This is a genomic window from Candidatus Nitrotoga sp. M5 (genome assembly GCF_927904885.1).
Classification (GTDB): Bacteria; Pseudomonadota; Gammaproteobacteria; order Burkholderiales; family Gallionellaceae; genus Nitrotoga.
The window spans coordinates 43,465-55,464 of the sequence record NZ_CAKMNW010000067.1; the positions used below are offsets into that span (position 1 = coordinate 43,465).

12 protein-coding genes are annotated in these 12,000 nt (G+C 44.0%); 4 read left to right on the forward strand and 8 right to left on the reverse strand.

Features of this window, described 5'->3' with window-relative positions; all coding sequences use genetic code 11:
• Positions 1-161: 161 nt before the first annotated feature.
• Positions 162-1,484 carry an HD-GYP domain-containing protein gene (locus MJ770_RS12480; protein ID WP_239254894.1) on the reverse strand — a complete coding sequence of 441 codons (1,323 nt, stop codon included), beginning with the start codon at positions 1,482-1,484 and terminating at the stop codon, positions 162-164.
• Between the two features lie 1,488 nt (positions 1,485-2,972).
• Here MJ770_RS12480 and MJ770_RS12485 point away from each other — a divergent pair.
• The 4 genes from MJ770_RS12485 (at position 2,973) to MJ770_RS12500 (ending at position 6,684) form a co-directional block, all read left to right on the forward strand.
• Positions 2,973-3,626, forward strand: a complete 654-nt coding sequence (locus MJ770_RS12485; RefSeq protein ID WP_239254896.1) for a hypothetical protein — start codon at positions 2,973-2,975, stop codon at positions 3,624-3,626.
• A 282-nt stretch (positions 3,627-3,908) separates the two neighbouring features.
• Entirely contained in the window at positions 3,909-4,100 is a 192-nt protein-coding gene (locus MJ770_RS12490; protein ID WP_256448834.1) for an EAL domain-containing protein, read from the forward strand.
• A 126-nt stretch (positions 4,101-4,226) separates the two neighbouring features.
• Positions 4,227-5,033 carry a CheR family methyltransferase gene (locus MJ770_RS12495; protein WP_239254898.1) on the forward strand — a complete coding sequence of 269 codons (807 nt, stop codon included), beginning with the start codon at positions 4,227-4,229 and terminating at the stop codon, positions 5,031-5,033.
• Between the two features lie 565 nt (positions 5,034-5,598).
• Positions 5,599-6,684 carry a protein-glutamate methylesterase/protein-glutamine glutaminase gene (locus MJ770_RS12500; protein WP_239254899.1) on the forward strand — a complete coding sequence of 362 codons (1,086 nt, stop codon included), beginning with the start codon at positions 5,599-5,601 and terminating at the stop codon, positions 6,682-6,684.
• 184 nt (positions 6,685-6,868) lie between these two features.
• Here the strand turns inward: MJ770_RS12500 and fliR are convergent, their stop codons facing one another.
• The 7 genes from fliR to fliL all read right to left on the reverse strand — a co-directional run bounded on the left by fliR (position 6,869) and on the right by fliL (position 11,801).
• Entirely contained in the window at positions 6,869-7,657 is a 789-nt protein-coding gene (gene fliR / locus MJ770_RS12505; protein ID WP_239254900.1) for a flagellar biosynthetic protein FliR, read from the reverse strand.
• A gap of 283 nt (positions 7,658-7,940) precedes the next feature.
• Entirely contained in the window at positions 7,941-8,210 is a 270-nt protein-coding gene (gene fliQ / locus MJ770_RS12510; protein ID WP_239254901.1) for a flagellar biosynthesis protein FliQ, read from the reverse strand.
• Between the two features lie 11 nt (positions 8,211-8,221).
• Positions 8,222-9,109: a flagellar type III secretion system pore protein FliP gene (gene fliP / locus MJ770_RS12515; RefSeq protein WP_239254907.1), complete on the reverse strand. Its 888-nt coding sequence runs from the start codon at positions 9,107-9,109 to the stop codon at positions 8,222-8,224.
• The gene (fliO, locus tag MJ770_RS12520; protein WP_239254909.1) at positions 9,099-9,581 is read right to left on the reverse strand and encodes a flagellar biosynthetic protein FliO; all 483 of its coding nucleotides are present in this window, start codon (positions 9,579-9,581) and stop codon (positions 9,099-9,101) included. The genes fliP and fliO overlap by 11 nt, the downstream gene beginning before the upstream one ends.
• A gap of 1 nt (position 9,582) precedes the next feature.
• On the reverse strand, positions 9,583-10,155 hold the full coding sequence (gene fliN, locus MJ770_RS12525; protein ID WP_445083160.1) for a flagellar motor switch protein FliN: 573 nt from the start codon (positions 10,153-10,155) through the stop codon (positions 9,583-9,585).
• Positions 10,145-11,146, reverse strand: a complete 1,002-nt coding sequence (fliM, locus tag MJ770_RS12530) for a flagellar motor switch protein FliM (protein WP_239254911.1) — start codon at positions 11,144-11,146, stop codon at positions 10,145-10,147. Before fliM ends, fliN begins: the two co-directional genes overlap by 11 nt.
• A gap of 7 nt (positions 11,147-11,153) precedes the next feature.
• Positions 11,154-11,801 (reverse strand): flagellar basal body-associated protein FliL, encoded by a 648-nt coding sequence (fliL, locus tag MJ770_RS12535; RefSeq protein ID WP_239254913.1) that lies wholly within the window; start codon positions 11,799-11,801, stop codon positions 11,154-11,156.
• Positions 11,802-12,000: the final 199 nt, after the last annotated feature.

The following is a 12,000-nucleotide window of genomic DNA, read 5'->3' on the forward strand; positions in this document are numbered from 1 at the left end:
AAATATGTATAAGATTTACAGGCTGCTAATCCGCTGATGTAGACCATTGAAGCGCTTTAACTTGCTCTGCTTGGTTGTAGGCCAAAGATAAAAAATATGACTATTATTGAAGTGATAGAGAAGATCTAACTGTTAAATTTACGCGATATATTGTCGCAAAGTCATTGTGATGCGAGGTAAGCAAGCAGATCTTTAGTCCAGCTATCGAGTTGATGATTATCACCTTCGTTCAAGGCCGCACGGATGGTCTCTCTGTGGCGGCAAGTTTCCCGTTCGAGATCTTGGAATTGCCAATCTATTTCGTCTAGTACTGCAGACAGCTCGTTGGCAATCTGAGGGTCAGCCATTGCGATTTCGACCATCAGCTCCAGACTGCCAGAGTCGAAGCCGAATTGAAATAGTAATGAACGTAAATTACCCATACGTTCGAACATGAAATCCAGCGCTCCAGTCGGGCTGCTACTGTCAGTAGCCGACAGGCTAAGTGAAGCGCGAAACTTACCCCATGTTTCAAATAGTTGGGAAATCGCTTCAAGTCGAGCTAGCTGGACATTGTTGTTGGCAACAGTGCAATGAGCCATATGGCTAAACCCTTCAAGAACAAAAGAAAGTAGTTCACGGTCGTACTTATTTGCATTAAGTCGCATAAAGGTGCTCAACCGCTCGTTGCTGCCGAAACGAGCAAAAATGGAAGCGCTGACATCGGCAACACTGACGATACGGGCTAAAGTGCCGATTTGTTCGTCACGCAACCCATGGGGATAACCACTGCCGTCCAACCTCTCATGGTGCTGTTGAATCGCGGCCGATACGGCAGGATCAATGCCTCCCACTTCACGAACAATAAGTGAGCCTGTAATTGGATGTGCATAGATGTGGCAACGCTCGGTTTCACTGAGGTTACCTGTTGAATTCAGCAATTCAGGGTCGATATGAAGTTCGCCCAAATCAAGAAATAGGGCCGCACACAGCAAATTTTTCATATCCTTTTCTGACAGTTGTTTACGTACTGCCAGGTAATGAGCAATCACGGTCACAAGCAGTAGACGTTGGAACAAATGTGGACGCTGCTCTTTGGCAACGGTAAGCTTGAACGCCATATGCGGTGATAGTACTAAAAGTACGAGCTCTTGAGGCAGTGCCCGTAAATCTCCATTGAAGACAGCCAAATATTGCAGACTGGCATTTTCCTTAATTAGACGAGTAACTTCTTTTGCTAGGAAATCTACCGTGATACCGTCTTGGACTATAAGGCTTTTATCAATTGGTTTACACAGCTTGTGCTTGATCAACCCTTCACGCTGACTACTATTAATAGTCGTATCTTTTGTAATTAGTTTGACCCCATTGGACGTGTATATATCCTCAGAGGCAATAACTTCCTTATGATCCGCCATTTCTGTGATAGCTGTCACATAATGTGGATCTTTCTCGATCGATTGATGTGCAGTGTCTTCGTACGAGGAATTGTGATTATTTGTCATATGGGGATGTATTTGGCTGTGTCGCATTTAGCTGTTAAAGCTGTCTTTTAATCAATAAATTAAATTAAAAAAGCAGTAGCGCAAATCTTGGCTGAGTCGATCGATCATTCTGTGTCAGCCAAGGTGTTTCTTGATATACCTTGGTGCAACGACATGAAATGTCACCATACACGGTGCCCTAGGATCAGGCGTGTTGAAAGTGGTAGCTCCCGCTGACTATGGCCTATTCGATACAACATTTTATCTCTGTTTTGAACTCAGTTGAATTCATGATTTGATCTTGTAAGCTGGGACTTGGATCGTTACTCTGGCTGGTAGTAATGATTGGTATCATAATGATTGCAGTGGCAAGCTATTGATACAGGTTTTCAATATATCGCTGCTAATATAATGGCAGATTAAAACTGACAAGCACATTTCAGAGAGCTTGAATTTAAAATATTCAAACGCTTTGAATTAAAAGCCCTCTAAAAATCCTAATTTTGTGAACAGTCGCTTTGTGGCTTGTATGCCTATTCCACTTCGTCAGAATACAACGCTGTTCGAAATCATCCACTATTAACATGTCAAGTAAATGGCATACTAATGTTTAGTCGCTAATTATATGTTATTTAAAGTAAATTTAAAATTAATTCTGTAAGTCATGCTCAACGGTAAGTACAAAATATATTATAAATATGTACAGTTACTTTCGTTGTTGACGATTGTAGCAGAACAATTCCAATTTTACTTGTTACGGCATTTACGGTTCAAGCTATAGATTAATTGGAGAAAATATCCTCTCAAATCCAGCCTGTTTATGGGAATTAACGAATAAATCTGGTTTTCCGTATCTTATTTTTCAATAACTGGATGGATTTCTGGTGACTCTTAGCACGTTGCAGCAAAAGTTTACTGATGCAACCATTGCGGCGCATTACCATACCAGTATTTGGAGGGTAACATGCCGTCGTCTTGTAACGTTTACTCAGAGGGTGCACATGGCAAGTAATTACAACCTTTTGCTTCGACGGCTATTGTTTAGATTTTATTCTTATTCTTCAGCTCCAATATCTGGGCGCGTTTCACTTTTTGTTGGCTCATGAGTTTGTCCAGATTGGGATATCGGACAGTTCTGCCGGTGCTAAGCAAAAACGCGTCTGAGAATTCACCATACTCGTTGACGATGTCTCATCCATATTTACAAGATGGATCTCAAAGGTGCCAGTGATCGGCAGACCATTGTTCGAAAATAACACTACGAACGCTAACATATTACTGGCCTGCTGCTTCTTGCCAGCGCTTTCTATCTGCTAGCAAGTATCACACTCAGGATTAACGAATATTTAATGTAACTTAATTAAATAATATCAATTGCATATAATATTATCTGTCACTAAATGTTATATAAATCCGTATTAGCATTCAAGACTTTTGAAATATATCCGCTAACTATTTGATGATTTCATTTTAGATAAAACCTTAATAGAACGTGGGGGATTAAGCAAAATGATAGCAGATCACAAATTTAATGCGGAAGCACACAAAGTGACAGCCATATTCTGTTGGGGTATTGCATTGGGCATTGGCACTGTCGGCTCTTTATTGTTGCTATTTCTGGGCGGGATGGATTGGGCCAACATTGTATCTGCTGTAATCCTGATTGGAGTATCAGTGGCCGTTGGAAAGTGGGATGCTAGCCGCCATCGTACTTTGCTAAAGCTAGACGTAGCAAAAGAGATGGGTAATGCGAATGCTAGATTTGAAATTGAGCTTGCGAATTCTATTCCAGGTGGTTTGGAAGAAGTATGCACAGAGGTGATGCCAATCTGCTCCAGGCAAGTGAAGACCGCTTGTAATCAGACCGAAACAGCCATCATGGACTTGACCAAACGTTTTGTTTGTATAAACGCAAAACTGGAAGCGTCGGTAAGTGTTTTATATAGCGCTGTTAACGAATTCGTAGGTAGTACAAAGGGCGAAGCAACGGCGTTAATTTCGCAAAGCGAGTCATCTCTAAACATCGTAATTGATTCCCTCAGGGAGCCAATGAATAGCTGCAACGATATGTTGGAACAAGTTAGAAGCCTCAATAATTACGCCGGTGAACTGAGAAATATGACCGTCAAAGAGACGGAGATGAAGACACTCTATGCTAACTAGGACCAAATGCACATTTTCGAGGAACAAAATCCAGCTCGGCTGTTAAATATCAAATTGCATATTTTTTTAGATGAAAATATGGGTGATTGACGTCTCCGCCAACGTATGGCAGGTCGTAAGCAGTGCATTAAGACGTGATTGAACGGTGCGATGACAAGGATATAGTGACATAACTGAAGCGGCAAAAATTTACCTCATGATCAGCGATGTGAGTATGCCTGACATAGATGGGATTACCTTCATCAATGAGGTAAAGATTTTCTCATTACAAGTGATGCGGCTATCGTGCGTTCCATAATTAGTTTAGGCCACCAGTTCAAATTAAAGGTCATCGCGGAAGGAGTGGAAACGGTGGAGCAACTGGATTTTTTGCGTGTAAGAGGCTGTGATGAGGTTCAAGGTTATTATTATAGCCGTCCGTTGCCAGCTGAAGAGTTTGTAATATTTGTCGAAAGCAATCCAGTGCTGAATTAGGAATGGGTATGGCTTTGCGTTACTTTATAGGTGTATCGTTAGTCGGCTATACTTAAGTTCCTCTACCCCGGCATTCCTCCACTCTTGGTCGATCTAAGATTCCAAAAAAAGGGTAGACATAAATTTATGCATGCCGCAGTGCTAAGCGATGATGAGTTTAACCAGTTCCGCACATGGTTACATCTTACTACCGGGATTAGTCTCTCCGACTCAAAGAAAGCGTTGCTCGCAGGACGCTTGTCCAAACGGCTGAAGCATCATGGATTGTCCAGCTATAGTGAGTATTTTCGGTTGATTACTCGGCGTACCGACGCAGCTGAATTTCAGATTGCACTGGATCTGCTTACCACGAACGAGACCTATTTTTTTCGCGAGCCCAAACATTTCGATTTTCTGCGAGGACAAATTTTGCCCAAGGTACAAGCAGGTAAAAAATTTCGTTTGTGGAGTGCTGCCAGCTCGACCGGTGAGGAACCTTACAGTCTCGCCATGACACTTGCCGACGGCTTGTGTTGCACGTCTTGGGAAATAGTCGCGTCCGATATCAGTACTCGCGTGCTCAACAAAGCCCGCACTGGGCAGTATGACATAGATCGGGCGCACAATATTCCACAGTCGTTACTCGCTAAGCATTGCCTGAAGGGAACCGGTACTGAAGAAGGTACGTTCATGGTTGAGCGCAACCTTCGTAGTCACATGCAGTTCATGCGTATCAACCTAAATACAACGTTACCTAATATGGGTGAATTTGATGTTATTTTTTTACGTAATGTCATGATCTACTTCGATAGAGAGACAAAACGCCAAGTTGTTGCACGCATATTGCCATTTTTGAAATCGGGTGGTTACTTTATTGTCAGCCATTCTGAAAGCCTTAATGGAATTACCGATATTCTTAAATTGGTTTCCCCATCTATATATCGCAAGCCATGAAACAGTCTAAAAATGTCATTGAGATATATTTACAGCTGAGGAATTTTTCGGTGATATAAATACTCGCATTCGTCCCTTTCTCGGATGGCGTTCCTATAACTATGTGGCATCTAAAAAAGTGACAGGTGGCCTCTGTCACTACCAACAACCCTCCCGAAAAAGGACGTCAATGTCGTCTCTGGATGATCGTTACGTAAATGAAGCCATGCAAAATGTTTCTTTGTGTTAAAAAAATAGTAGGTGTGACTTAATCGGCTGTGAAAATAATGCTGGTGTATGCAAAAGTTTATCTATGTAAAGCATATCCATTGATCGTTTTTTCCTTCGCAAGGATTTGTGTTTGCAGCCAAAGATTTGTTCTTTTTTCTAAAGCGATAATAGCTTTATGGTGCATTTTATGCTCCTTAGCCATTTGAGATGTCATACACAATTCGATGCAAATTTATTCATTGAAAAATGGAATAAGCAGGTATAGCCATCGGCAGATTGTATTTGATATCAATACAGGTTATGTCTAGGTGTGCAAGCTCGGTACAACCAGGGCATGATTTATAGGCTACCCTAAATGACAAAAATCAAAGTCTTATTAGTTGATGACTCGGCTGTTGTAAGGCAGACGATACAGGCGAGATTGGATCGAGAGCCGGACATCTATGTAATTGGAACAGCGTCCACCCCTATTCTTGCCATGCAAAAACTGGATAAAGAATGGCCGGATGTGATCGTGCTAAACATAGACATGCCGCGCAGGGACGGCATTATCTTTTTTAAAAAAGTTATGGCTGAACGACCCACGCCGATGGTGATTTGTTCTGCCATAACGGAAAAAGGTGCAGAAATCACCATGCAGGCGCTTATCGCTGGCGCAGTTGAAATTATTACCAAGCCTGAAGTAAGTTTGAAAAATATTTTGCAGGAATCATCTAATGATCTAGCGACTGCAGTCAGAGCCGCAGCCCAAGCCAAATCCCAAGCCAATGTTAGTAACGAAGTCAGAGCAGTAACACCTCGACCGAAAGTAGCCGGAAAACTAAATGCCGATGCTATTCTTTCTGCAGCCACTGCGCACTCCATGGCGCGAATCACAGAACGTATTGTTGCCATCGGCACGTCGACCGGCGGCACCCAGGCTCTGGAAGCTGTGCTGTCAGTATTGCCGCGAGTTTGCCCTGGCATTGTTATCGTGCAGCATATGCCGGAAAAATTCACTGCTTTGTTCGCCAAACGCCTCACCGGTCTGTGTCGAATTGAAGTGAGAGAGGCAATAAATGACGATCGCGTTATCCCAGGTCTCGCTCTGATTGCGCCCGGCGGCAAACATATGCTTCTTAAACGCAGCGGCGCTTACTACCATGTTGAAGTGGTAGATGGCCCTTTGGTTAACCGCCACCGTCCGTCAGTGGATGTGCTGTTTCGTTCGGTGGCCAAGTGTGCAGGAAAAAATGCCACTGGCATTATCATGACGGGCATGGGTGACGATGGTGCACGCGGCTTAAAGGAAATGCTGAATGCCGGTGCTCCCACGGTGGCGCAGGATGAAGCTACGTGTGTTGTGTTTGGTATGCCCAAGGAAGCCATTAAGCTGGGCGCTGTACAAAAAATAGTGCCTTTGCATGAAATGTACTTGGCTATTTTGGGGAAAGGAATGTAGGGCACTTCTAGAAGGGCAATTTGCGAGCAGCCGCTTTGTGAATGTCCTTCTTACCCAGTTTCGTCACAATACTGCTAAAATCTAAAAAATTAGAGCATGCTCAATCGACTACATGCCGCGTTCGCACTTGTTTATCGTGTCTTACCCTGAAACTTGAATTTGCTTTAGGCACCCTGAGCCCTTATTATGATTTGTTAAGTAATTGCATGATGTGCAGTACAGTGTTCAGGCTGGCGCGGGTGATATTTTCTAATAGCGGTACGATGTAGGGTAGTGTCAGCATCACCATTGCAAAACCGATTATCAGAGTAATAGGGAAGCCGACCGCTAAGATGTTAAGTTGTGGCGCGCTACGTGTTAGGATGCCAAGTGCCGTGTTGACAATTAACAGCGTGCCGATCACTGGCATACTTAGTTGTAATGCGTTAGAGAAAATGCTACTGCCCCATGAGACCAGAGTATGCAACGCGATTGCCGAAGAGGTTGTGCTATTAACCGGAAAAATGTGGAAACTGTCTGCTAACGCTTCCAGCATGAGGAGATGCCCATTCATGCTGAGAAAAATGAGCAGGGCGATGGTACCTAAAAATTGAGCTACCACTGGCACATAGGAAGAGTTCTTTGGATCAAAGAAAATAGCGAAACCCAGACCCATTTGAACGCCGATAATATCTCCAGCCATTTCTATCGAGGTGAAAATCAAGCGCATGGTAAATCCTATTGCTAACCCGGCGAGAATCTGTTGAAACATAATTAAAAAGCCAAGTGCAGTGGCTGGGTCGACATTAGGCTGTATAGTCAATGTCGGTGCAATGATTATGGTTAACATGATAGACAGGCCGATCTTTATACGCACCGGAACTTGTCTATTTCCCAGTATAGGAGCACTGGCGATCATGGCCAGGATGCGCACGAAAGGGAAGATAAACAGTGCTAGCCAAGTGGACAACTGGGCGCTAGTGATGGTAATCATTATGATTATTTAATTGCTTAAATCGTAATTAAAATGGCTTTATGTGAAATTCGTGAAGACAATCAATTTTTTACTCGCGCCCTGATCGGTCTAGAGCTGAATTTTTAACGCCCCTCATAACTTCTCACTGATGATGAAAATTCGTCAATCCTTCGATAAGCTATCCTTTGACACTCAGGATGAACAGATACTTTTCTGACTAATTATTCTTGTTTCTATTGTCTTTTCAATAGTTAAACACTACGAATTACAAAGCAGATATATGCACTTATTTTGAGCATCATCACCCTACCAACCAAGGAATACTACTAAACAGGCTCTGGATATAATCCAGCATCATGCTCACCATCCATGGGCCAATGATGACCAACACACTGAACATGCCGATCAATTTTGGAATGAATGACAGGGTCATTTCGTTGATTTGGGTAGCAGCTTGGAAAATACTGATTAGAAGTCCAATCAATAGAGCTGTCAGCAGCATCGGAGCCGATACCACCAGAGTCAACTCCAGTGCCTGGCGACCAAGTGTCATTACTGTTTCTGGAGTCATTGTCGTTTGCCTCAGGTGTAAAAACTATGTACTAGCGATCCAATAAGAAGATTCCAACCATCTGCTAACACGAATAGCATGATCTTGAATGGTAATGAAATCAATGCTGGTGAGACCATCATCATACCCAAGGACATTAATACGCTGGCCACCACCATGTCGATAATAAGGAACGGAATAAATATGACGAAACCAATCTGAAAGGCGGTTTTTAGCTCGCTGATGACATAGGCCGGCACCAGAATTTTTAGTGGTACCTGATCCGCGCTTTGCAACGGCTCACTATTGGAAATTTGAACAAAGAGGGCAAGATCCTTTTCCCGTGTTTGTCGCAGCATAAATGCCTTTAATGGTACGCTGCCAGTATCGAAAGCTTGTATCAGCGTCAGTTTATCTTCGCTGAATGGCAGGTAGGCGTCAGTATAAATTTTATCCAGCACTGGAGACATAACAAAAAAAGTGAGAAACAAGGCTAGCCCGATTAGTACCTGATTGGGCGGTGATGATTGCGTGCCGAGAGCGGAGCGTAACAGCGATAGCACGATGATAATGCGGGTGAAGCTGCTCATTAACAGTACTACGGCGGGTAAGAAACTTAACGAAGTGAGCAACAGTAACGTTTGCAAGCTAAGCGAGTAGGTCTGTCCCCCATCTGGTGTTGCAGTGCTGGTAAATGCGGCCAGCCCTGGATCGGCCGCATAAGCTGCTGGAATCAGGCTAAATATCAGAATTGTCAGTAAAAGCGTGCTAAGGTATGTGGGAACGTGAAATATTCTATATTTCGGTGTGCTGTTGGGAGTATTGTGCCTAGCCAGACTGAACTCTAAACACTTGGCATTACATCCCCCCATCAGCCTGCAAAACGAAGCATCGGTTATTTTGTCATTACTAAGATGCATTTCGTTTTTCCATCATTTGTTTAAGCCAGGCCTGAAATTTTCCATTTGCACTGTTATCCATATTGACTTGTGATGCAGGTAATTCGGCTTTTGCCATGCTATGCAGGGTTCGAACCTGTCCAGGAGCAACACCTACTACCAGCCAGGTGTCGTTAACTTCAACTAATACGATACGTTCACGTTGGCCTACCGCTACCGTAGCTTGAACTTTAATCAGGTTACCTGCAGCATGTTGAGGCAGATTGATGCGTTTTAAAATCCATGCAACCAGAACCACTGCTGCCAATACTAATAACAAGCTGAAAATGACTTGCATTATGCTGCCGCTCGACATTGATACAGGTGGAGGAGGGGTGTAAGCAGGGCGAGTATCTTGCGCTGTTGCGAGTAGCGGTTTGAAAAAACAGGTGATGGCGCAGAGGTGCGCGTAGATGAATCTTGGCTTGGTAAGTAGGTCGCCGAAAATTTTCATATTAGCGACTGAGGCGACGCAGACGTTCAGATGGAGTGATAACGTCGGTGAGGCGGATACCGACCTTGTCGTTCACTACGACGACTTCGCCTTGCGCGATCAGAAAGCCGTTGATCATTACATCGAGCGGTTCGCCAGCTTGACCAGTTAGTTCGACTACCGATCCTTGTGCAAGTTGTAGCAGATTTTTGATTGGCATTTTGGTGCGTCCAAGCTCGACCGTTAGTTGAACTGGGATGTCCATGATCATATCAAGATCATTGTTTACAGCTGTGCCAGCTGCGTCGGCAAACTGCGCGAATGTATGCGGTTTAGCAGCGGGTTTCGGTTTGCTGGGCGGTGAACTGGTAGCTGGCTCAGTCGCACCCCAATCATCGGTTTCCGGTGTAGTGCTGGCAGCCTGTTCAGCCATGGCAGCACCCCAATCATCGGTTTCGGGTGTTGTGTTGATAGCCTGTTCAGCCTTGGCAGCACCCGAATTATCGGATTTGGATGGAGTGCTGACAGCCTGTTCAGCTACTGCAGAACCCGAATCATCGGCGCTAATTTGCTCAGAACCTTCATCAGTCATCATTATCTCCATTTGCCAAATCGCCACTTGTACCGCTCAATATTTTTTCCACTTTAAGGGCATACTGATTGTTGAAAATGCCATACTTGCATTGTATTACTGGCACTTCATCCACTAATGCCGTAATGCTGTCTGCTATTTCCAACGGGATAAAATCGCCGTTGCGCATTCCTAGCACCTGTTCAAATTTAATTTGAGCGTGGCCAAGCACGACAGTTAATTCAATTTCGGCGGACTGCACTTGTTTGGACAGCGTGCGTAACCAGCGTTTGTCTACAACCGTATGGTCACCTTGCATGGAGCTACAGAGCAACTCGCGGATGGGCTCAATCATGGAATAGGGTAGTAAGACATGAAAAGCACCGCCAACGCCGCCAAACTCAATGTCGAAGGTGGTGGATACAACGATTTCGTTTGGTGTGGCGATAGTGGCAAATTGCGGGTTCATTTCCGAACGTACAAACTCAAATTGCAACGCATATATAGCTTGCCAAGCTTTGTTATACGATTCGAATACAGCAGCCAGTAATCGTTGGATGATGCGCTGCTCGGTTTGGGTGAATTCGCGTCCCTCGACCCGGCTGTGAAAGCGCCCATCACCACCAAACATGTTGTCGACTACCAAAAAAATCAAGTTAGGGTCGAAAATAAATAGCCCATTGCCACGTAAAGGATTGGCTTGCACGATGTTGATGTTGGCAGGTACAGGCAGATTACGGAGAAATTCGCTGAATTTCTGGACGCGAATAGGCCCCACAGAAATTTCTGCAGTGCGCCTGATTAAATTGAATAATGTAATTCTGAATGAACGTGCAAAACGCTCATTGAGGATTTCCAGCGCGGGCATGCGCCCACGCACAATGCGTTCTTGCGAGCCCATGTTATATGGGCGCACAGTGCCTGCTGGGTCGGGTACCGCAGCGACCTCATCCGGCTCAAAGTTGACTCCCTTGAGTAGTGAGTCAACTTCTTCCTGAGAGAGAAAATCGCTCATGGTCTTATCACTGGATGATGAAAGAGGTAAAGAGAACGCCTATGACGTTGTCTTTCGCCTCATTTCGGTGTCGTGCGTGTGTAGTTTCTTCAACTTCTGTAACAGCTTCTGCGAGGTTTTCTGCTTGCACGCTTGACCCAGTTCTAGGTTTGGTATGTGCATTAATATTCGATTTTGACAGGAATGGCGTTCTGCGCAGACCAAGCACGAATTCGGTTTCAGCAATAATTTCATTGACGAGTCTTTTTTTGCCATTTGACGTAGTCAATTCTGAAGGGCGTTTACCGGACAGCAGTACCAACAAGCGGCTACGAATTTCGGGTAAATTTTGCTTGATTTGTTCTTGCAGTTCTTCCTGAAAAATTTTAAGCGAGATGCCAATTTGTAGAAATTGGTCAGTTCTCTCGCGTTGCAGGTTAACCGTGAAAGGTTCTAATGGAATAAATATTGGCTTTGCGGTTGATTTTGCAGATTTTTGGGTGCCCTTGCCATTGTGATTTTCGCCCTTGCTAAAATACCAGCCTGCTCCGCCTGCTATCCCTAGCATCAAAACACCACCAATGATAATAAGCAGTAATTTTTTGCTTTTCGATTTTGTATTTCCTTCAGTTGGCGCGGTACCCGCTGCTTCTTTTGCTGATATTGGTTTTGCCATTGCGATTCCTTAATTTATGAGTTGAATTATCAGTGAAATTCAATCTGTGTGATAAATGGAATAAGGCGGAGAATTCCCCCTAACTTGTCATTTAGTAACACTCTCGTTGGGTAGCGCAGTTCTCTTTTTTCTGAGACCGGGGACAAAACCGTAATAATTGCAAACGTTCTAAAATTAGGTATTCGAACAATTACCCTAC